Origin of the sequence: Microcoleus sp. B4-D4 (genome assembly GCF_036705185.1) — a bacterium.
Classification (GTDB): Bacteria; Cyanobacteriota; Cyanobacteriia; order Cyanobacteriales; family Microcoleaceae; genus Microcoleus.
Genome location: NZ_JAUBTX010000012.1, coordinates 4715 through 25664 on the forward strand (window position 1 = coordinate 4715; position 20950 = coordinate 25664).

Below are 20950 nucleotides of genomic sequence, written 5' to 3' on the forward strand. Positions count from 1 at the left end.
ATCAGATTACCAAAATCCCAGATGCGTTAGCAAAGCTGTGCGAAGCACTCGTCCAACTGCCCAATCTGACAGAGCTTGACCTTAGTGACAATCAGATTACCAAAATCCCAGATGCGTTAGCAAAGCTGTGCGAAGCACTCGTCCAACTGCCCAATCTGACAGAGCTTAACCTCCGTAACAATATTCAGATTACCAAAATCCCAGATGCGTTAGCAAAGCTGTGCGAAGCACTCGTCCAACTGCCCAATCTAAAACGGCTTGACCTTAGTGAGAGTCAGATAAGCGAAATCCCAGAAGCGATCGCCCAAATGCCGAATCTGACAGAACTTGTACTCTATGGCAATCAGATTACCGAAATCCCAGAAGCGATCAGCCAAATGTCGAATCTGACAATGCTTTTCCTCAATCGCAATCAGATTACCAAAATCCCAGAAGCGATCGCCCAAATGCCGAATCTGACAGAACTTTCCCTCAGTTACAATCAGATTACCCAAATCCCAGAAGCGATCGGCCAACTATCCAATCTGACATGGCTTCAACTCATTAATAATCAGATTACCCAAATCCCAGAAGCGATCAGCCAACTGTCCAATCTGACATGGCTTCAACTCAATGAGAATCAGATTACAGAAATCCCAGATGCGATCGCCCAACTGTCCAATCTGACACAGCTTCGCCTTAGTGACAATCAGATTACCCAAATCCCAGATGCTATCGCCCAACTGTCGAATCTGACAGAACTTGACCTTAGTAACAATCAGATTGAAACTATTCCTGAATGTTTGGAAACACTGCCAAAACTTAAAACACTCGATCTCCGCTGCAATCCCCTGCCCATTTCTCCAGAAGTTCTGGGGCCTGCCAACCAGAGAAAATCCCCCGGTACTCCCGCCGCCATCTTCAACTACCTACGCCAACTCCGCAGTGGCGAAGTCCTCCCCCTCAACGAAGCCAAAGTCCTCCTCGTCGGACAAGGAAGCGTCGGCAAAACCTCCCTCATCAACCGCCTCACCCACAACCAATACAACCCCAACGAACCCCAAACCGACGGACTCAACATCACAGACTGGAAAATTACAGTCAACACCAAACCCGTCAAACTCAACGTCTGGGACTTCGGCGGACAAGAAATCTACCACGCCACCCACCAATTTTTCCTTACCAAACGCAGCCTCTACCTCCTGGTGTGCAACTGCCGCACCAGCGAAGACGAAAACCGCCTCGAATACTGGCTGAAACTGATCGAAAGCTTCGGCGACGCATCCCCCGTCATCCTAGTCGGCAACAAGTGCGACGAACAACCCCTGGATCTCAACCGCAAAGCCTTGCGCGACAAATATCCCAACATCAAAGCGATTCTCGAAACCTCCTGCGAAAGCGGAACCGGAATCGACGAACTCCGCAGCGCCATCCACACCGAAATCTCCCAACTCAAAGAAGTCTACGATCTTTTGCCGCTAAGCTGGTTCCAAGTCAAGCAGCGCCTGGAAAACCTCGACAAAGACATCATCAGCATCAGCGAATACGCCACCATCTGCGCCAAAGAAAACATCTTTGAAGAAACCGACCAAACCCAACTCATCGGACTGCTGCACAACCTGGGCATTGTCCTCAACTTCCGCGAACACCCGATCCTGCAATCCACCAACATCCTCAATCCCCACTGGGTGACAGAAGGCATCTATGCCCTCCTCAGCGACGAGGCACTCAAAGTCAAAACTAAAGGCATTCTCACCTACGCCGACCTCAGCCGCATCCTCGACTCAAATAAATATCCCAGCCACCGCTACCACTGCCTCACTGGGTTGATGGAGGAATTTGAACTCTGCTTCCCCGTCAGCAATTGCCCGCCGACTTTCCTCATCCCCGGCATCTTGCCCAAAGAGGAACCGCAAAACACCAAACTCCAAGGCGAAACCCTGGAATTTCAATATCACTATCGCATCCTCCCCGACAGCATCCTCTCGCGCTTCATCGTCCTCACCCACGAGAAAATCCACAACCGCACCCACTGGCGCACGGGGGTTATGCTGGAGTACAGGCAAGGCGCTGAGGTGTACAACATCGCCCGGATCAAATCTGACCCGGAAGATAAGAAAATCTTTATTGCCGTTAGCGGGCGGGAATCGACGCGGCGTTCTTTCCTCAGCATGATTCGCGATACGTTTACCAAAATCCACAATTCTTTTGCCAATCTGGAAATCAGTCAATGGGTGCCAGTTCCCGGTTATCCCGATGCTGAACCGCTGGATTATGATGAATTGCTAGGGCTGGAGGATATGGGCGAGACTAAGGTTCGGATCGGCAAACTTAAACTCAAACGCGATTTGCGGCAGTTGCTGGATGGGTATGAGTCGATCGAACTTCGGCGCAGAAAGCAAAAGGGCGATCGAGATTTAGACTATACAGAAGACGGTTATCCTGGAATTAACATTCACGTTCATCAAAACAATCTCGATCGCAGTTCTAAAACAACTCATCAAAACGGGCGCGGCGATAACTTTGGGGGTGATCGAATTCAAGGCGACAAGATAATGGGCAATTCCGATGAAACTCCCTAATGCTGAAGCTGCGTTTATTGATATTCACAAACTTCGGGACTATAGCTTGAACATCCAGCACGATCGGGGAAAACACAAAGCTCGGTTATTTCTTGCTATCCTAGGGTTAAGTGCTGAAGATGCCGAAGAACTGGAATTTATCCTGTTAGAAGCGATTCAAATCTACGATGCCATCTCCTCCAGCCAAGATGAATACGGTCAACGCTATCTGGTCGATTTCCCCCTAACCCGCAATGGAAACACCGCAACAATTCGCAGCACTTGGATTGTCCGTTCTACAGAAACGTTCCCCCGACTTACTAGCTGTTACATTCGGAGGTAAATTATGGTAAAGGCGATCGTCAAGTTAGAATTACTCGATGTTGTTGCCATCAAAGAAGATTTACCCGATGCTAATTTACTCGCAGGTCAAGTGGGTACGATCGTCGAGGTTTTAGCTCCAGAAGTTTACGAAGTCGAATTCAGCGACGACGACGGGCAAACTTATGCGATGTTGCCACTACACAGCAGTCAACTGTTACAACTAAAATATAAGTCTACAGCAGAAAATACCCCCATGTCTAATACTATTCATCAATACGGTCAAGGCGATAATGTTGGCGGTGATAAAGTTGGAGGTGATAAAGTTGGAGGTGATAAAGTTGATAACTCGCAAGCCAACAACCTAGAAAACGCTAAGGTTTCCGGTGTTATCGGCCGCGACAACGCCCAAGTTAGTAATAGCCAATTTAACCAAAACAATAACGCCAATACGGCAGAAATCCTGAAACTGATTTCATCAATGCGTGACACCGCCGATCAGTTTCCCGAAGACATCCGCGATGAGATAATTATTGATATTGAAGATGTCGAAGCGGAAATTAAGAAACCGGAAAACCAATGGAATAAAACTCGATTAAAGAAAAGCTTAACAGCTCTTGTAGCGGCGGGTACTGCGATCGGAGTTGGTATCTCAGGTGCTGTTGACTTTGCTCACAAGGCGATCGATTTAGGCGAGAAAGTGGGTATCGAAATCCAGCTACCGTCAGGACACTAAATCATTTAAAATTAAGGTGATTCGGGCGATCGCCCCCACAGCCAAAATCCCGGTATTGCCATGCGAAAAATTGTACTCTTCATTGCATCGAGTTTGGACGGTTATATCGCGCGATCGAATGGCGATATTGACTGGCTGTTTACAGACCAAAATTACGGTTATACTAAATTCTTAGATAGCATCGATACAGTCCTAATGGGGCGCAAAACCTACGAACAAGTTCTAACTTTTGGCGAGTATCCCTACCAAGAAAAAAAAAGTTATGTTTTTACGAAAAATCTAGATTTTCAAGCCACTTCAGATGTCGAAGTGGTAACAGATTTAGAGAGTTTTGTCAATGACTTGCGCTTGCTTGAGGGCAAAAATATTTGGTTGGTGGGAGGTGCTCTGCTGATTCGCGATTTCCTGAATCAAAACTTTGTCAACGAAGTGATTCTATCGGTGCACCCGATTATTTTGGGCGAGGGAATTCCTTTATTTACTAATCCCATAAATACTACAACTTTGCAGTTAACTGGATGTCAGACATATAGTTCTGGTATGGTTCAGCTATCTTATGATGTGGCGGCTTGAGGGCGTGCTTTGTTGTTAAGCGGATGATGAAATATTTTTGCTGCTGGTTGCTATTAATATCTATTTTCTCGGTCGCGCTGCCGGCTGAGGCATCTGTTTGCCGAAATTATCAAGGGCACGAGATTTGCATTGTCGATATCAAACGCAGTGCGAAAAATTATTGGGAGTACAGGGTAACTCTGAGTGTGGATCGAGTTAAACAGCCTCTGGAAGTCTACAATTGCCGCGATCGCACTACGGTTAAGAAAGATGGCCGTGTTTTGGCGTTTGGACAAAACAACCCTGGTGAAATTGTCTGCAGTTTTTTTGACCGAAAATAGTTTTGCTAATTGATTGATCTCGTGTTCCTATAATCGGGAGTATCTATAATACAATAGGGTTCACTTAACATATTTATGCCCCGGAGATCCCCCTCGCATCCCCCTTAAGAAGGGGGACTTTGAGAGCATTCTTGTCCCACCCCCTACTCCCCTTTTTAAGGGGGGTTAGGCAGGGTGGATTAATTGTCATCCTAGAAATAGGTACGTAATTGGGCTTTAGCCCTCTTTAGACGTATATATAAAGAGGGCTAAAGCCCAACTACGTACCTTTATTAATATAACACTTGCGTCCCAGACGCGAGCTTTGAGCGGTGCTTTCTGTCGTTTCAGATTTCTTCTCCCCACAATAAAACCACCCTGCTTTTTAAGGGGGGTTAGGGGGGATCGTCTTAAGTAAACCGTATGGATCTATAATATTAGTTCGCAGTGCAAACTTCAGTCCGCACTACGAACCAATAGCGGGAACACTAATGCGTTTTTAGGCACATTAGTGAATATTTTTGGCGCTTAAACTTTGGCCACACGATCGCCATTGGGAAGATGTTCTATCTCAGCAGCCTCTTGACTGTAAGAGTTCTCGCCCGCAGCGCCGTAATAGTCTCGATACCATTCTACAAACTTTTGGATACCTTGGGCGATCGGCGTACTGGGCTTAAATCCTACATCCTGCATCAAATCACTTACATCTGCATAGGTAGAAAGTACGTCACCGGGCTGCATTGGCAAAAAATTCTTAACGGCTGTTTTCCCCGTTGCTTTTTCAATGACTTCGATAAAAGTCAACAATTCCACAGGGGAATGATTGCCAATATTATAAATCTTGTAGGGAGCCGTGGTGGCAGAATTTTGGGCGATCGATTGAGGCGGTTTTGCCATGACTCGCACAACTCCTTCAATTACATCGTCAATGTAAGTGAAATCGCGCTGCATTTTGCCGAAGTTGTAAACGTCGATGGGCTTGTTTTCGGCGATCGCCTTGACGAATTTGAAATAAGCCATATCCGGTCTTCCCCAAGGGCCGTATACTGTAAAAAAGCGCAATCCCGTAATCGGCAAACCGTACAAATGGCTGTAGGAATGAGCCATCAGTTCGTTAGCTTTTTTGGTGGCGGCGTAAAGGGAAATCGGATGATCGACGTTATCGCTAACTGCAAAGGGAACTTTAGTATTAGCACCGTAAACAGAACTGGAAGAAGCAAAAACTAAATGCTCGATTTTGCTGTGGCGACAGCCTTCTAAAATGTTGATAAATCCTGTCAGGTTGCTGTCTGCGTAGGCGTGAGGATTTTCCAGCGAGTAGCGAACGCCCGGTTGACCGGCGAGGTGAACAACACGGTCAAATTTTTGGTCTTGGAAAAGTTGGGATATGCTAGGGCGATCGCTCAAATCTAAATATTGAAAAGTAAATTGCGAATGCGTCTGGAGTTGAGCTAAACGCGCTTTTTTGAGGTTGACATCGTAATAGTCATTTAAGTTATCGATGCCGTAAACTTGTTGCCCTTGGGATAGCAATCTTTGGGCTAAATGATAGCCGATAAAGCCTGCTGCACCAGTTACTAAAATTTTCATAAAAACATTCGGTAAGTAGGAAAATCGGTCACAAAGCGTACTGAGAGGGAAATGACTCGTGCGACTTACCATACAACATATCGCAAGTATGTCACTATTCAACATCTGCTGGGAAAGCTAGAAAATCCCCGTAGGGTGCGGATTCATATCAATTCCTCTCTTCATCGTCCTGTATTCATTTCTCTCTGTGTTCTCTGTGTTCTCTGTGTTCTAGTAAGGTTAAATCATTCCGATTCAACCGGAAACGATATCACCGACAATCTGCCCAGAAAGCTGGGAAATCTCACAGATCCGCACCATACACATACCTTAAACAGTTGGCATAGGTCGCGCGACGTTTTTAAGATGGGGATTTACACCTCTGTCTAAAAACATTCTGCGTCAACCATTGCTTTTTTAATTTGGATAATCGGAATGATTTAACCGCAGAGAACGCAGAGCACGCAGAGGAAGAGAAGAGAGGAGAGAGATGAAGCGAAGCAATGGCGGAAATTAAGCGATTGCTTCGTTTCACTGGCAATGACAAACTATTTATTACACATCCTGCGTTAAAATTTGCCGTCTACTGCTGAGACGCAGCGTTCGCAAATTGCCGGATGTTCGATCGACTCTCCGACGTGGGTTGAGTAGTTCCAGCAGCGATCGCACTTTTGGCCGTCTGCTTTGACTACACCAATCGCCAACTCTGGAGATTGGTAACTGTACGGCAATTCTGGCATTGCTGCATTCGATTCGATCAGTTCAACTTCTGAGGTGATGAACAAATAGCGCAATTCGTCTACACCGTTGCTACCACTTGCAGAATGATGGTGTACAGCTACTTCAGCAGGAGTTTTTGCTTTGGGTGCCGCACTTAATTCTGCTTTCGGGATTGCAGGTATTTCTGCAAAACTTTGTTGGGCTGCGGATGTTTGCGCCTGTATTGGTACAAGCGCTGTCTCTACTACGGGCGCTAGTACGATCGCCTGTGTTTCTACAAGCATAAGCGCAGTTGTTTGTCCCAGCACATCGGCTGTCAGAGAATCAATTGTTTGTCCAATTTCTTGACGGTTTTCTGCAAACAGCAAGTGACGGAAAGCAAACCAGATTGTAAATAAGATACCGATGACTTTAAAGAAGACTTCCAAGAGAGGAATTTGATTCATCGTATCCAAAACTGCCAGGGTTACTCTACCCGTTACCAATACAGAAGCTAACAGCCCTAGCGTTACCAGAACTTTTTGGTATTCTGTGATAAAGTTGCCCGCGTATTCAGGCAAATCAGCAATAAACTGGGCGCTGCGATCTAACACTTGCTGCAAGTCTAAAGCCGATTCTTCTGGGGTAGAATACTCTACAATTTCAGAATCTGCATCGCGCTTAGCGACTGTTTGTTGCTCAACACTAACAGTCTTTATTGTCAAGTTTTTTGCAACACTTGCAGCTTTTTCTTCCTGTCGATCTTGTACTGCTTTTGCTTTCTCCTCTGCGGTTAGTTCGATCGCTGAATTTTGCGATCGCACATAATCCACCAATTCTTCGCTGCTAGGATTCAAAGCTTGTAGTTGCTGTCTTTTTTCGACATCGGGAACGTACAATAAAACCTTAGCTTCCAAAGAAGAACCGATCGCCTTTTCAGTCCTGGCTTTTTCCAAAACCTTGTTAACTTCACCGCGTACTTGTCGCAAATATTGCCAGCGCGCAGCCAATTCTGGATTGTGCCACGAAGCGTCAAGTTGCACCCAACCAGCCTCAAATACTGACTTGTAGGGAGTTGGATAGGGAAGGTACTGCCAAATATCCTCAGCCATGTGACACAACACAGGTGCGATCGCCCTTGCCAAATTCTCCACAGCGATCGCAATTACCGTCTGACAACTGCGGCGGCGCTGGGCATCTGTCGCGCTGATATAAAGTCGATCCTTGGCAATATCCAGATAGAAATTAGACAAATCCACCGTGCAGAAATTCTGCACTGTTTGGAAGAATCGGGAAAATTGGAAGTTTTCAAAAGCATCTTGAACTTCCGCAAAAACTTCGCCCATTCTGTGCAGCATATAGCGATCGAGTTCTGGCAAATCCTCGTAAGCTACAGCATCTTTTGCCGGATCGAAGTCGTGCAAATTCCCCAGCAAAAACTTAGCTGTATTGCGAATTTTGCGGTAAACATCCGATTGCTGTTTGAGAATGTTTTTGCCCAACGGCACATCGGCAGAATAGTCTACCGAAGACACCCACAACCGCAAAACATCTGCCCCGTATTCCTTAATTACGACGGCCGGATCGACGACATTGCCTTCAGATTTGCTCATCTTGCGGCCTTTTTCATCCAGTACAAAACCGTGAGTCAAAACTGTTTTGTAAGGAGCAATGCCGTTGGTTGCTACACTGGTTAGCAAGCTGGATTGAAACCAGCCCCGATGTTGGTCTGAACCTTCCAAATAAATATCAGCAGGATAGTTTAATTCCGATCGCCCTTGCGCCACAGCAGCCCAGGAAGAACCGGAGTCAAACCACACATCCATCGTGTCCGTACCCTTGCGGTAAGTGCGGCCATTGTTGCGGTAAGATTCTGGCAGTAATTCGGCGATCGGCAATTCCCACCAAGCATCGGAACCCTTCTCGGCAAAGATGGCTTGTACGCGGGCGATCGTTTCTTCATTTAACAGCGGTTCGTTGGTTTCTTCGTCGTAGAATACCGGAATGGGAACGCCCCAAGTCCGCTGGCGAGAAATGCACCAATCTGCTCGATCGCCCACCATTGCAGTAATTCTATTTTCGCCTTGGGCGGGAATCCAATTCACATTAGAAATGGCTTTTAACGCTTCATCTCGGAACCCTTCAACGGACGCAAACCACTGTTCCGTCGCCCGAAAAATCGTCGGCTTTTTAGTGCGCCAATCGTAAGGATAGGAGTGAGGATAAGCTTCCTCTTTAATCAAACAATTTGCCTTTTCCAATGCCTCAATTACCGCGCTATTGCCGTTTCCGAGGACATTTAAACCTGCAAACTCTCCGGCTTCTGCGGTGAAATTTCCGTTTTCGTCTACGGGCGTTAAAACTGGCAAACCGCAGCGTTTTCCGACGATAAAGTCTTCTTGTCCGTGGCCTGGTGCGGTGTGCACCAATCCGGTTCCTGAGTCAGCGGTAATGTAGTCGCCGCCGGCCACGATCGGGCTTTCGCGATCGAACAACGGGTGTTTGTAGGTGCAGCCTTCTAATTCTTTACCTGGGAAGGTAGCCAGGATTTTTAATTCAGTATTGAAAGTTGCCGAAAGCCGATCGACCGCATCGACAGCGACTAACATAAATTGTTGTGCGATGTGGGAATTTGCCGGCGGTTCCACCACTGCATACATCAGTTCGGGATTGACGGCGATCGCCAAGTTTGCCGGAATTGTCCAAGGGGTAGTCGTCCAAATCGCGGCCCAGAGGCTCGGCATATAGCGCTTGAGCTTCGCTTGCAAAGATTTTGACAAGTTTCTGACATGAAAGCCGACGTAGATGCTGCGCGAGACGTGACCTTCGGGATATTCCAATTCTGCTTCGGCGAGGGCTGTTTTCGAACTCGGACTCCAGTGCACGGGTTTAAAGCCGCGATAGATGTAGCCTTTGAGCACCATTTGACCGAAAACGCCGATTTGAGCGGCTTCGTATTCGGGTTTCATGGTTAAATACGGGTGTTCCCAGTCGCCCCAAACCCCGTAGCGCTGGAAGGAATCGCGCTGCTGTTCCATTGTTTGCTGCGCGAAGGCGGCGGCTTTGTGGCGGAGGTCGATCGGGGTAAGATTTAGCCGATCGTCCGATTTCATGTTCTGCAATACTTTAAGTTCGATCGGCAATCCGTGACAATCCCAACCGGGCACGTAGCGAACTTTTTTGCCGCGCAGCATTTGGTAGCGGTTGATAAAATCTTTAAGGATTTTGTTGAGGGCGTGGCCGATGTGAAGTTGTCCGTTGGCGTAGGGCGGGCCGTCGTGGAGGATGAACAAATCGCCTGGGTTATTGTGGGAAAGGCGATCGTAGATTTCTTGATCTGCCCAAAATTGTTGCAATTCCGGTTCGCGACGGGCGGCGTTAGCCCGCATATCAAACTTGGTTTTGGGCAGATTTACGGTGTCTTTGTAGGATTTAGCTTCCATTTTTGAGAAACGTTTTATCTAGTTAGTTGTTAGAAGAAGGAAGAAGGAAGAAGGAAGAAGGAAGAAGGAAGAAGGAAGAAGGAAGAAGGAAGAAAGAATGCTTGTACAGCATTTTTTTCAGCCATCAATATCTTATTTTTAGTTAGGTGGACTTACTTATCAAGTCCGGTGAAATAATCATAATTAATTTTTAGCAAGGAATTTAGTCCTCTCTCGTCCTTGAAGAGCTGACAACCAGATATTCCAGTATAGGCGATCGACCGCACATTAGATCGAACCAAATCCGTAGAGAACCCTCTCTTCTCTCCGCGCCCTCTGCGGCCTCTGCGGTTAAAAAATCATTCATAAATCGAGGTGGCGCTACTGACTCAGCCAACCGAACATTTCACCAACAGTCAGATTCAAGGATTCAGCGAAGGGTGGAACGGGGAGGCGATCGCCCGGTTCTTCAAAAAATGCTATGGTGCGATCGGCAAAATAGACAAATACCAGTTCTTCTTCCGGGTCAATCAACCAGCCCATCTGAGTTCCGTGGGCGAGACTGTGGAGAATGTTGCGGACAACTTTGGTTTGGCTTTGGTCTGGGGAAATAATTTCGATTGTCCAGTCTGGGGCGATGGCGAAGGTGTTGGCGACTTCGCCGTTCTCGTCGCGGGGAATCCGTTCCCAAGTGAACACTGTAACATCGGGAACAGTCGATCGACCGCCAAAGGTGCAGCGCAATTCTGGATAGGCGCGGGCGATGCGTTGGGGTTTTAGTACCCGGTTGATGTCACCACCCAAATCGCTTTGAATCGTGCTGTGTTTTCCCTGGGGCATAGGTTTCTGGATAATTTGACCGTCGATGAATTCGCTGGCGGGTTTGGTTTCCGCGAGTTGGAGAAATTCGTCTAGAGTCAAAGGTTTAGAAGCGGTTTGAACCATTATTTTTATTCGATTTAAGTTTAATTTGATTTAAGCCTAAATGAGGAGACGGCAATGCCGTGTCCCTACAATATTATTTTGGGTAGGGACAGGGCACTGCCGTCTCCCCTATCATCTCCAAGAGTGCAACCGGAATTGATATCATTCCCTGTCGGACTGTCGGACTGGGACAAGCAATAAACGCTTAAAGAAACAGTCCCAACCCGCGGCTAAAAGCATTTCCCAGACGATCGCACAATGAAGCATCCGGCACTTTATCTCCTTCCTGTTCCCATTTTTCCACGAGTTGGCGGCCCAGGGGCGTGAGGCGAAAACTGTCGGTAATCCCTTGTCCGTCTACTTCCCGCCGCAGTACGCCGACTTGAATCAGCCACAGCAGGGAGTTTTCGGCTGCGAGTTCGGATACGGGCGATCGGGTGTAACCGCTTTCGACACCCGCGTTTGAGGCGATCGCACTTAGGAAAACACTGTTATCGCGGATGGTCTGGAAGAAGTGTAATTGAAAAGGGGAACAGCGGACGGCGCGATCGGCTCTTTTGACAGTGCGATCGGGATAACTAATAGATTTAAACGCTTCGGATGGGATAAAAGTCATTGAGAGAATTTTTGAATAGGTACTATATTTTTAATTGTTACAGATTTAGAGATTCGTAGGGGTAGTGCCCCCGTGCCTACCCCCGACCGATCGGGGCAACCACGGGGGGTTTGCCCCTACAAGAATTACACAATTTATTTAGTTTACTTATTATGACCGATACACTGAATAATATCAAGAAGTTTGTTGATTACACCCGTACTTTGAAGGGAGACGAAAAAGGCGAGGCTCAGGTATTTTGCGATCGCCTGTTTCAAGCCTTCGGTCATCCAGGCTACAAGGAAGCGGGAGCCGAACTAGAATTTCGAGTAAAGGCGAAAGGCAAAACTACGAAATTCGCCGATTTGCTGTGGCGAACCCGGTTGTTGCTGGAAATGAAAAAACGGGGCGAAAAACTGGAAAAACACTATCAACAAGCCTTTGAATATTGGCTGGAGCTAGTGCCACAACGTCCTAAATATGTAGTTCTTTGCAACTTTGATGAATTTTGGATTTATGACTTCGATCTGCAACTGCGGGAACCTGTAGACCGAGTAAATCTGGAAGAGTTACCCCATCGCTTCACTGCCTTAAACTTTCTTTTCCCCGAAAATCGCCAGCCTTTATTCAATAACAACCAAATTGATGTAACGCGAACAGCGGCTGACAAAGTTGCTCTAGTTTTTAATCGCTTAGTAGAGCGCGGCGAAAAAGTAGAAACCGCTCAAAGGTTTATCCTTCAGTGTGTAGTAGCATTATTTGCTGAAGATATCGATTTGTTGCCGCGCGGTTTATTCACCGAATTTTTAGGTGATTGCCAGATGAATCGAGTTAGTTCCTACGATTTGATTGGGGGATTATTTCGGCAAATGGGGAGCGATCGCCCCGCACCTAAAGACAGCCGCTATCGGGATGTATCCTATTTTAATGGCGGTATATTCTCAGTTGTGGAACCCATCGCCCTGACTCGCAGCGAAATCGATCTGCTATTGGAGGCAGCAAAGGAACGGTGGTCAAAGGTAGAACCTGCGATTTTTGGTGCGTTGTTTGAGTCCAGTATGGGCAAAGAGGAACGTCATGCGTTGGGAGCGCACTATACCAGCGAGGCAGACATTCAAAAAGTGGTTTTGCCTACGATTATCCGCCCGTGGCGAGAACGGATTGAAGCGGCAAAGACGCTGAAAGATTTGTTAGCACTGCGACAAGAATTACTTGATTTCAAAGTTCTCGATCCAGCTTGCGGCAGCGGTAATTTTCTCTATGTTGCTTATCGGGAACTGAAGCGGTTAGAGGCACAATTGCTAACCAAAATCCATGATAATTTCTCTCGTGCTGCTAATGCGATAGGTACGATGTCCCTGGTGAAGACAAGCCAGTTTTACGGGATTGACATCAAACCGTTTGCCGTGGAATTGGCAAAAGTGACGCTGATGCTTGCCAAAAAGTTAGCTTTAGATGAAGAAAACCAGTTGCTTAATATCGTACAAATGAACCTGCCACTGGAACTCGATCGGGCGTTACCTTTGGATAATCTCGATCGCAATATCCGCTGTGATGATGCTCTGTTTTGCGAGTGGGAACAAGTTAATGTAATTATTGGAAATCCTCCCTTTTTGGGTGGTAATCGTCTGCGACTAACCCTTGGTGATGATTATGTCGATCGTATTTTTGCTAAATTTCCTGATGTAAAAGGTAAAGTAGATATTTGTTCCTACTGGTTTCGCCTTGCTCATAATCACTTAAGGGAAGATTTCCGGGCTGGTTTAGTCGCCACAAACACCATCTCTCAAGGTCAAACTCGTCAAGCTACTTTAGACTACATCATTCAAAATGGTGGTTATATTTATGATGCAATTTCTACTCAGCCTTGGTCTGGTGAAGCGAAAGTACACATTAGTATTGTCAATTGGCTCAAGACCTCTGAGAGTAAAGAATTAACCTGCCGTATTGATTATAAAGTTGTTTCTCATATCAATTCTTCTCTCAAGGCAGAAGTCGATGCTTCTCAATCTGTAAAGATCAAGGCCAACTTAAATCAATGTTTCGTAGGAGTGCAACCTAATGATAAGGGTTTTATTGTAACTGAAAGAGAGGTAAAGCAATGGATTAAAGCCGATCCTAAAAATCAAGATGTTCTCAAGCTCTTTTCAACGGGTGCGAATCTGGCAAAGAACCCCCAGGGAAAGCCAGAGCGTTGGATTATTGATTTTGAAAATCGCAGTTTAGAAGAGGTTAGTGATTACCAGCTACCGTTCGCTCATGTTAAAAAGTACGTCAAGCCTCAACGAGAATCTAATCGAGAAGCCGTCATGCGGGAAAAATGGTGGCGATTCAAGCGCACGAATGAAGCAATGCGAAAAGCTCTAGCAACTTTACCCTTTTGTTTCGCCGTCCCAGAAACTTCAAAGTGGTCGATATTTTTAATTTCTGATTGTAATTACTTGCATGGAAATAGCTGCCATCCTGTGGCTTCAGATGACTTCTATGTTCTTGGCATCCTAACTTCAAATCTGCATCGTCAGTGGGTCAAAGCACAAAGCTCAACCCTTAAAGCCGATACACGTTACACTCACAACACCTGTTTTGAAACCTTTCCCTTTCCCCAAAATTGCCACGAAAAAACCAAAACTGAAATTCGAGCAGCCATGCAGGTTCTCCATGACTACCGCACCGAGTATATGGAGCGCAAACAGTGTGGTATTACCCAATTATACAACGAGTTTTTTAATGAACCTGCCAGCCAACTCGCCAAACTCCACGCCCAATTAGACCAACTCGTTTGCAAAGCCTACGGTATCAAAACCAACCAAGACCCCTTAAACTTTCTATTAGAATTAAATTTTGAAGTTGCACAGCGAGAAACTGAGGGATTACCGGTTGTCGCTCCCTGTTTGCGGCCTGTTGTATAAAATCCCAGTCAATTAATTACAGACGATTTTTTAATTTTTCTTGCAATAGCGATGGGGTTTGAGCTTTCAATTGGCTGGCAAATTCTGCATCGGCTGCGATTGCAGAGCGAATTTCATCTCGACGATCGTGATAATAGGCTAAAGCTGCATAGATATCAGATAAAGTAATACTTGGAGAGTGATACAGAATTTCGTCTGGTGACATTCCCATTTGTTCGTGCCAAACAACTATATCCTGAACTCGGATGCGATGTCCGGCGATCCGGGGTTTTCCCCCACATATTCCGGGAGTAATTTCGATATGTTCTTTAATGACGGCGATCGACATGGTAAGGAATTAATATAAGATATGTCTTATATTTTAGAACAGGCTAGACGAGTTTGGCTGTAAAAGCAATTTTAGGCGATCGCTTTTTTGAGTTGCAAAGACGACTACTCCAAATGTTGAAACAACCAACCAAGGAGCTAGAATCGGAAAAACAAGCGGCTGAAGTTTAAATAAATATGATGAACAGGCAAGATGCCTGTTCCACAAACAGTAAATTTTATTGTGGGGCGTTGCTCCTAGCCCGCCCCCAGAATTTAAAACCCGCCCAAAATGAATTAAAATACATTTATAAATTCCAAGAGAAACACAACTATGACATTACCAGTAGGGTGCGCGGCTCCTCAATTCAGCGCCAAAGACACAAACGGCAAAACAGTCTCCCTCTCCGACTTCACCGGTAAAACCGTAATCTTGTATTTCTACCCCAAAGATGACACCCCCGGCTGCACCAGACAAGCCCAAAGCTTCAAAGCAGCCCATGAAGAATACAAAGGCAAAGATATAGTAGTTCTCGGTGTCAGCCGCGACAACGAAGAATCGCACCAAAAATTCACAGAAAAGTACGGTTTGCCTTTTCAACTATTAGCAGATGTTGATGGCGCAATTACCAAAGCTTACGATGTCGAGAAAGGCGATTATGCCAAGCGCGTCACCTTTGTTATCGATGGCACCGGCAAAATTATTCAGGTTTATGAAGGAGACAATCTGAAAGTTGACTCTCACGCTCAAGATATTCTTGTCACCATAGTTTAGTGAGGGGTCACGGGTACGGGGGTTAACAACCTACTCTAACTATATTTGTTCCCCCAAAACTTGCACGACAAATGCGATCGAGCAGCCTAGATTGTCGTCAGGTGCGCGGTGCACAGCCTACAGTTAGATTTTGCGTGCAAATCCTGTCAACCATTCAAAATTCATGCTTTAAAAGGCTTTCACCGCCCCTAGATTCAGTCGAGGGGCGGTTTTGTCCTAGATTGAGTCATTGTGTTTCATAAAATCAGAAGTTATCCTTGCTGTAGCTGAATAATTAAGTAGGTAGGCAGATAGAGAATGACAAGCAACGACAGTATTTTGAGTTACTTAGGCCCACAAGAAGTTGAGGCAAATCTAGGCGCCGTCTTAGTGGGCAGTTTTGACAAAAATCAAGTGGCGGCGATTTCAGCAACAGAAGGCTCAAATGCCCTGAATGCTGAGATGAATTTATCTACGGGCATCTGGAACATCAGTTTAGAGAAAGGATTCGATAGCACTGGAACTCGCAGTGTGCAGGTGAAGGCAAGTAATAAGGCTGGTAAAGTTATCGGCGAACAAAAAATTAACATCAAAGTTAATCCTGCTTCTAACTTACCCGATCGCTCTTTTACGTTAATTATTCTCCAATTTACCAGATTCAAAGCCGGAACATTGCCTAGTAGCAGTCTCAACGATCGACAAAAAGCGGACGTACCAGCCGGAACAACTTATCAAATTACCGACTACGAGTTAGAAGACGGACACCTAAATGTTCAACTAAGGAATCCCATCAATCCGGTGGGGAAGTCCGGCTTTTTTTACGAAAAGCACGCAATCATCACAAACGGCGCAAAAATCATGATATTCGATCGCGCCGAATTACCCACCCCGCCGCCTGGAATGATGTTGCTGTGGGTAAACAAAAAAACCTGGTTAAAGCGCAATCCCGCAGATTCTGCTACTTTAGCAGAAAATCAGAAAGTCAGATTTTACCAGGGAGAAACTTTCAATATTCTCGGCTATGCTTGCGTAGACAATCATTTTCGTGTCACCCTAAATAACCAGATTCCCAACTTTGTCAAGTCAGGATTTTTGTACTCGCAACACGTCCAAATTTTGCAAAACGGGATAGGAATTCAGTGTGATAGAAATGCTGTGACGATGACTGTTATCAAAACTGCTGTGCTTAAAAAGCGGCCGATCAATCCAGCAAGCCTGCAACCGCAAGAAAAAATTAATTTGCCGGCGGGCATGATTTACGGAGTTGCAGGATTCTCTATAGAACAAGGTGATGTCAAAGTCTCGCTGACTGAAAATTTGCCTTCCTTTGGCAATACGGGTTTTATTTTTCCCGATTTCGTGCAATTCAGTCGCGGTGGTAAATCTTTCAATCCTGCCCCTAATTTAACTTATCAAGGCCCGACAGAAGTTTTGGTAAATCAGGCGATCGTCCTGCAGGGTACTTTTGACAAGCAGGAAGCGGTAAAAGTTGATGTAATAGCTGAAGATAAATTTCCGCTAACCGTTACGCTAAACCAAAAAGCCGGCACTTGGCAAGTGAATATGCCTAAAGGATTTAGCGTAGCAGGAGCTCGTTGGCTGAGGTTGCGCGCAACTGACAGCAAACGCAATGTTACCGCCAGCCAAGTAATTTACATTACAGTTAGTTCCGATCCCCTGACTGTCGGAAAAGGTTTGACCTTAAAGATAGTTTCTGCTACTTTCTTTAAAGTAGCTCCGGTTGATTCTTCGCGACTAGAAAATCAGCAAAAAGTTTTTGTCAAAGCAGGTCAGATTTTTACGTTGAGCAAGTACGGATTTGTTGACGGGCATCTCAAGGTGGTGCTGGATTCGGCAATTTCGCCGATCGGCAGTTTTGGCTATTTTTACGAACCAGACGTTCAGTTAGCCAAAGGTACAAAAACCTTGAAGTTTGACCTCGCCGACGTACCCAACAACAGCGGAGGCGCTGAAGTGTTGGTAACTCAAACAACTGTGATTAAAAGCCAACCAGTAGATTCATCAAAACTGCCGGCCGATCGAGTTGCCCCTGTAATTTTAGGTAGCACCTACACCATCACTGGCTATGCGTGCGTTTTGGGTCATTTCCGAGTAACTCTCGCCGAATCTATTCCCGGTTTCGGGAATGTCGGATTTATTTATTGGCAGTCCGTTAAAATCAAGAAAAACGGCAAAGAAGTTCCCTTTGACCCCGATGCTTTGACAATGACAATGCTGCAACCAACGGTATTGAAAAAACGCCCGTTAGATGCTAGCCAACTAAGTGCTACTGAAAGAACTACACTGCCTTTAGGTAGAGTTTACGGCGTGGAAAGCTACGGTTTGGAAGGCAGTCACCTAAAAGTTTCCCTGACTGAAGAACTGCCGAATTTTGGCAATACAGGTTATGTTTTTCCGAGCTTTGTTCAGTTCAAACGGGGAGATAAAATTTTCGATCCAGTTCCGAACAATGTGGAATTGAACGTGCCGTATTTTTCGCAGCGGGACAATCCGCGCTTTGACTGGTCTACTTGCAATGTAACTGCGATCGCAATGGTATTTTATTACTACGGCGTTCGCTCTAAGTGGGGAGGACAGTTGGAGGATGAGTTGTTGCAGTGGTGTTTTGACTATGCCGGCCAGGGTTCTCAAACGGATCACAACGTGCTGACGGCGCTGATTCAGGCTTACGGGTTTAAGACGAGTTTTAGTACGACTCGTACATGGGTGGATGTGCGATCCCAATTGTTGAATCGGCGGCCGGTAGTTTTAGCGGGAGATTTTACGGCGGCCGGTCACATTATCACTTTAATTGGCTACAATTCCCAGGGTTATATCGTGCAAGATCCTTGGGGAGATGCACTCACGGGCTACAGCAATACTGAGGGAAGAAAGTTGATGTATCCCTACAGTTACGTCAATCAAGTTGCGGGGCCTGATGGGAATGTTTGGGCGCATTTTATTGCTCGATAATTACAGCAAGTCGTAAGGTGCGCCGCCGCGCACCCTACACCTATTTGGAAGTCGAGTTAGTGATGCGTAAGGTGCGCCGCAGCGCACCCATAACTTAGGCAATCTTGCCCTTAATTTTGCGTTTCGCCGCACCCATACCTAAAAAGCTCAATCCTAGTAAAGTAGCGAACCAAGTAGAAGGTTCGGGTACGGCTTCAGGAGAGCTTGCTTCAAAGGAGCTTTTAATGGCGATCGCATCATTAGCGCACTCGGCCAAAAAATTAGCAATATAGCTCCCCGAAGGCATTGAGGATTTGTTGAAACTGAATCCGATTGTTTGAGAACCTACTGCATTAAATTGACCAAAATTCAGACCGAGGGCAGTCAAAGTGGCGGGAGTTAAAAAGTTAATTTCTCCTACTTTTGTACCTGTAGCAATTGAGTTGAGAACTGTCCAGTTTCCTGTTTGTTCAAAATAGGGGTCTGTGGCAGCTAAATCGCCCATTGATGGGGTACCGCCTTGAGATGCAACTACGGTGTTGAATTGATTTAAATTGCTAAAGCCGGAGTTCGTTTGGGTGACGTTTTTAGCGCTGACATTGCTGTAAACGCCTGTTGTCGCAACGCCTGAGTCGTTTCCCTCGGCAAAGCGGATACCAAATAAGCTGCCGTTTGCGTTAGCTGTGTTGAAGTTTTGACCGGAAAAATTGAAGAACAAATCGCCGTAGTTGATGTTGCCTCTTTGAGCGGCGCTGTCTGCATATCCCGCTAAACTTAGATTGGAGTTAATGGCGATGAAAGCTGTATCTGATGTTTCTTTGACAGCGATACCGTAAAATTCAAATTCGCCGCCGCCGATTTGCGGCCCTGTCACGCCGTCGCTGAAGGAATCGATCGCATAATTCCAACCGTTAGATAGCGTTGCTGCTGTAGCTTTTTGTGGCTGTATCGCGATAATTGCACAGAAAACAGCCACTGAGCAAGTGCTGTAAATACTGTTTTTATTAGTATAATTCATAAAATTCTCCGGGGAATGAGTGATAAAAAATCAAGTCGATCGCTCGGTAGCATCTGTGTTTTGCTTGAATGCGTGGGAGATCCTATCGATCGCTTTTGTTTTAATGCGTGGGAGATTTTATCGATCGCACTCGCACAAAAAAATATTTTTACAAAGCCGGAGATGCTACCGCCTCGTAGGGACTCTTTAATTTTTAGTAAATCACAGATTCCGGCAAATTTTATTAAAGTTTTGGTAAAGATTTTGTGAGAGCATCTCAGTTTTGCATTTATAGTTCGAGCGTCCCCGAAGAGCGAGTACAATACGCGATCGGGGCTTCTCGCACGCTTAATAAAAAAAATGCTTTTTGCAAAACCGATCTGCTCCCGATTTTGTAGGCGATCGCCTAATATCAACTACATTCAAAAAAACAGCTAGTGTCCGTAATTAAACAGCAAACTTTCGCCACTACCAGCACATTGCTACTCAAACGCATCACCCGCGCAGAGTTAGTCCATAAAATTGAGGGATTGAGGGATTAATTGGTAAATATTTCATTAACTTGAAAACCGCTAGATGTAATTTAAATACACCACAACTTATTCGCCCATAATTTGAATACTTACACTTCTGTTTCGCGGCCCGTCTAAGTCAAAAAACAAAACAGATTGCCAAGTCCCTAGTGCTAATTTACCTTCTGCAACTGGAATTACTTCGCTGGTACTGAGCGTCATGGCCATCAGGTGAGAGTGAGCGTTGATCGGTTCGTCGGCTGGAACTATTCTTAAATGCAGGTCGTTGTGCAGGTATTTGTCGCCGGGAGGCGCTAATTTTTGCAAGTATACTTTAATATCTGCTAGCAATCTTTCTTCGTCTTCATTAATTACTAAAGCTGTAGTAGTGTGTCGGGAAAATACTATAACTTGTCCATTTTTCACTGCACTGCTATCAAGAATGTGGACAATTTGAGGAGTGATGTTATAAATATTAATACCTGATTCTGTGAGTATTTCGATTGTTTGATTGATGATTTTCATAGGTTGCCTATTATCTCTAGCCCAGTTCAATAATTATAATTAGGTTGGTAGTGAGGACTTGAGTCCTCAAATTCCTCAAAGGTCGATCGCCCAAAATTATACCATTTATAAAAAATTGTTTCCTCAAGCCTTTCGGCACAGGTGCGCCGCTCTAAACAGTCGATTTGCAAGTTATATCAATTCCGGTTGCACTCCTCATGATGTTGACTGTTGACTGTTGACTGTTAACTGTTCACTATGAATCGAATAACTGAAAATTGCACCGAGATAGGTGGTGACTTGTAAAAATCATTCATGAATTGTTCTCTAATTTATCA

14 protein-coding genes are annotated in these 20950 nt (G+C 45.6%); 7 read left to right on the forward strand and 7 right to left on the reverse strand.

Translation table 11 applies throughout. From position 1 onward, the window contains the following. From QUB13_RS12105 to QUB13_RS12120, 4 genes are all read left to right on the forward strand, one after another. The coding region (locus QUB13_RS12105; protein ID WP_333380932.1) for a leucine-rich repeat domain-containing protein at positions 1 to 2561 on the forward strand (2561 nt) is incomplete at its 5' end. Then, a complete protein-coding gene (locus QUB13_RS12110) occupies positions 2548 to 2883 on the forward strand; it encodes a DUF6883 domain-containing protein (protein ID WP_333347723.1) in 336 nt (111 codons plus the stop codon). The genes QUB13_RS12105 and QUB13_RS12110, both read left to right, overlap by 14 nt. Positions 2884 to 2886: 3 nt before the next feature. After that, complete coding sequence (locus QUB13_RS12115) at positions 2887 to 3597, forward strand: DUF4926 domain-containing protein (RefSeq protein WP_333380934.1); 711 nt, start codon at positions 2887 to 2889, stop codon at positions 3595 to 3597. Positions 3598 to 3657: 60 nt separating this feature from the next. Further along, entirely contained in the window at positions 3658 to 4170 is a 513-nt protein-coding gene (locus tag QUB13_RS12120) for a dihydrofolate reductase family protein (protein WP_333380936.1), read from the forward strand. 827 nt (positions 4171 to 4997) lie between these two features. On the opposite strand, the gene QUB13_RS12125 is transcribed toward QUB13_RS12120, so the two are convergent. The 4 genes from QUB13_RS12125 to QUB13_RS12140 all read right to left on the reverse strand — a co-directional run bounded on the left by QUB13_RS12125 (position 4998) and on the right by QUB13_RS12140 (position 11699). Continuing rightward, a complete protein-coding gene (locus QUB13_RS12125; protein ID WP_333380938.1) occupies positions 4998 to 6059 on the reverse strand; it encodes an NAD-dependent epimerase in 1062 nt (353 codons plus the stop codon). A gap of 548 nt (positions 6060 to 6607) precedes the next feature. Continuing rightward, positions 6608 to 10180 carry an isoleucine--tRNA ligase gene (gene ileS / locus QUB13_RS12130; RefSeq protein WP_333380940.1) on the reverse strand — a complete coding sequence of 1191 codons (3573 nt, stop codon included), beginning with the start codon at positions 10178 to 10180 and terminating at the stop codon, positions 6608 to 6610. Between the two features lie 360 nt (positions 10181 to 10540). Beyond that, entirely contained in the window at positions 10541 to 11104 is a 564-nt protein-coding gene (locus QUB13_RS12135; protein WP_333380942.1) for a Uma2 family endonuclease, read from the reverse strand. 184 nt (positions 11105 to 11288) lie between these two features. After that, entirely contained in the window at positions 11289 to 11699 is a 411-nt protein-coding gene (locus QUB13_RS12140) for an Npun_F0494 family protein (RefSeq protein ID WP_333380944.1), read from the reverse strand. Between the two features lie 152 nt (positions 11700 to 11851). Here QUB13_RS12140 and QUB13_RS12145 point away from each other — a divergent pair, with 152 nt between their 5' ends. Continuing rightward, positions 11852 to 14587 carry a class I SAM-dependent DNA methyltransferase gene (locus tag QUB13_RS12145; protein ID WP_333380947.1) on the forward strand — a complete coding sequence of 912 codons (2736 nt, stop codon included), beginning with the start codon at positions 11852 to 11854 and terminating at the stop codon, positions 14585 to 14587. 16 nt (positions 14588 to 14603) lie between these two features. Here QUB13_RS12145 and QUB13_RS12150 read toward each other — a convergent pair whose 3' ends face one another. Next, complete coding sequence (locus QUB13_RS12150; protein WP_333380949.1) at positions 14604 to 14915, reverse strand: DUF433 domain-containing protein; 312 nt, start codon at positions 14913 to 14915, stop codon at positions 14604 to 14606. Positions 14916 to 15227: 312 nt separating this feature from the next. On the opposite strand from QUB13_RS12150, the gene QUB13_RS12155 reads away from it, so the two are divergent. Next, positions 15228 to 15668, forward strand: coding sequence for a peroxiredoxin (locus tag QUB13_RS12155; RefSeq protein WP_333113323.1), 441 nt, complete (start codon positions 15228 to 15230; stop codon positions 15666 to 15668). Between the two features lie 297 nt (positions 15669 to 15965). Next, on the forward strand, positions 15966 to 18620 hold the full coding sequence (locus QUB13_RS12160; protein ID WP_333380951.1) for a C39 family peptidase: 2655 nt from the start codon (positions 15966 to 15968) through the stop codon (positions 18618 to 18620). A 94-nt stretch (positions 18621 to 18714) separates the two neighbouring features. Here the strand turns inward: QUB13_RS12160 and QUB13_RS12165 are convergent, their stop codons facing one another. Both QUB13_RS12165 and QUB13_RS12170 read right to left on the reverse strand, forming a co-directional pair. Continuing rightward, positions 18715 to 19617: a PEP-CTERM sorting domain-containing protein gene (locus QUB13_RS12165; protein ID WP_333380953.1), complete on the reverse strand. Its 903-nt coding sequence runs from the start codon at positions 19615 to 19617 to the stop codon at positions 18715 to 18717. Between the two features lie 578 nt (positions 19618 to 20195). Further along, a complete protein-coding gene (locus QUB13_RS12170) occupies positions 20196 to 20633 on the reverse strand; it encodes a secondary thiamine-phosphate synthase enzyme YjbQ (protein WP_333380956.1) in 438 nt (145 codons plus the stop codon). Between the last annotated feature and the right edge of the window lie 317 nt (positions 20634 to 20950).

Coding starts and splice junctions, on each gene's coding strand:
- QUB13_RS12110 (WP_333347723.1), top strand. CDS start 2,548: ATGAAACTCCCTAATGCTGAAGCTGCGTTTATTGATATTCACAAACTT.
- QUB13_RS12115 (WP_333380934.1), top strand. CDS start 2,887: ATGGTAAAGGCGATCGTCAAGTTAGAATTACTCGATGTTGTTGCCATC.
- QUB13_RS12120 (WP_333380936.1), top strand. CDS start 3,658: ATGCGAAAAATTGTACTCTTCATTGCATCGAGTTTGGACGGTTATATC.
- QUB13_RS12125 (WP_333380938.1), bottom strand. CDS start 6,059: ATGAAAATTTTAGTAACTGGTGCAGCAGGCTTTATCGGCTATCATTTA.
- ileS (WP_333380940.1), bottom strand. CDS start 10,180: ATGGAAGCTAAATCCTACAAAGACACCGTAAATCTGCCCAAAACCAAG.
- QUB13_RS12135 (WP_333380942.1), bottom strand. CDS start 11,104: ATGGTTCAAACCGCTTCTAAACCTTTGACTCTAGACGAATTTCTCCAA.
- QUB13_RS12140 (WP_333380944.1), bottom strand. CDS start 11,699: ATGACTTTTATCCCATCCGAAGCGTTTAAATCTATTAGTTATCCCGAT.
- QUB13_RS12145 (WP_333380947.1), top strand. CDS start 11,852: ATGACCGATACACTGAATAATATCAAGAAGTTTGTTGATTACACCCGT.
- QUB13_RS12150 (WP_333380949.1), bottom strand. CDS start 14,915: ATGTCGATCGCCGTCATTAAAGAACATATCGAAATTACTCCCGGAATA.
- QUB13_RS12155 (WP_333113323.1), top strand. CDS start 15,228: ATGACATTACCAGTAGGGTGCGCGGCTCCTCAATTCAGCGCCAAAGAC.
- QUB13_RS12160 (WP_333380951.1), top strand. CDS start 15,966: ATGACAAGCAACGACAGTATTTTGAGTTACTTAGGCCCACAAGAAGTT.
- QUB13_RS12165 (WP_333380953.1), bottom strand. CDS start 19,617: ATGAATTATACTAATAAAAACAGTATTTACAGCACTTGCTCAGTGGCT.
- QUB13_RS12170 (WP_333380956.1), bottom strand. CDS start 20,633: ATGAAAATCATCAATCAAACAATCGAAATACTCACAGAATCAGGTATT.